This is a genomic window from Achromobacter colocynthidis (genome assembly GCF_057334535.1).
Window position 1 is genome coordinate 1 of sequence record NZ_JBHFIZ010000003.1, and the last position, 1,014, is coordinate 1,014.

2 protein-coding genes are annotated in these 1,014 nt (G+C 60.3%); both read left to right on the plus strand.

All coding sequences use genetic code 11. The annotated features are described in order from the left end of the window. The first annotated feature begins 203 nt into the window (after positions 1–203). Positions 204–443 (plus strand): pyocin activator PrtN family protein, encoded by a 240-nt coding sequence (locus ACE04A_RS01335; RefSeq protein WP_046803617.1) that lies wholly within the window; start codon positions 204–206, stop codon positions 441–443. A 300-nt stretch (positions 444–743) separates the two neighbouring features. Next, positions 744–1,014: phosphotransferase (locus ACE04A_RS01340; protein WP_485819806.1), on the plus strand; the 271-nt coding region annotated here is incomplete at its 3' end.

Below are 1,014 nucleotides of genomic sequence, written 5' to 3' on the forward strand. Positions count from 1 at the left end.
CGCTCTGGTCGACCGCCTGGGGAAAGGGTGCGGAGAAAAGATCGGCGACGATCCCTACGCTGCCACCCGCCGCGCCGTCGTCCGAGCAGCAGCAGAAATAGGAAAGACCCGCAGTGACTGACGTTATTGAGCAGATGCTCAGAACCACCCGCAAGAATTGGATGAAACAGCCCGCCTAGCGCGGGCTTCGTTTTGGAGGCGATATGAACAGCGAATTCCTGCTGCTCGCGAAGTACCAGAAGCCCCGACTAAGCCTGGCCGAGTTGGCCGACTTCATGGGGGTCAGTTTGCACCGGGCGCAGAACATGAAGTCTGCCGGTGAACTGCCGGTCCCTGTATATAAGGAGGGTCGAAACGTCTACGCCGACCTGCGGGACGTGGCCGCATACCTTGACGCTATGCGCGAGTCCGCCAAGCTGGAGTACGAGGCAACCCGTGTTTAGCAGTGCTACGGCAGTGCTACGCGGTTTGCTACAACCCAGGCTTTATGCGGCTCTCCGACCAATGAACTTACCATCAATCATCGGGGCGACGCACAGCCGCCAGTCGGGGGAGTCCAAGAATCACTCTACAAAACAAGGGGATGCGGTATTTTACGGGCTTCGCGGCAATATGTCCGGCAGCCTGTCCACGCCTGCCCAAGCCCCTCCCGAACGGCCCGGGCGCTATGTGGTCTAAAATTGCGCCGCCGCCGCCGCACCCGGCATGTCCGAGCGTCCGTTAACTCCTTACCCTGTACATCAATGGCCGTATTCACTCCCGTATCCGACGACGACGCGCGCGCCCTCCTGGCGCGATTCGACCTGGGCGAGTTCGTCTCGCTTCGAGGGATTACGGCGGGTATCGAGAACACCAATTACTTCTTGTATACGACCCGCGGCGAATTCGTGCTGACGCTGTTCGAGGTGTTGACGCACGCGCAACTGCCTTTCTACATTGAATTGATGTACCACCTGGCGGAACGCGGCGTCCCGGTGCCGCAACCGCAAAACCTGCGCGACGGCACCCGGCTGA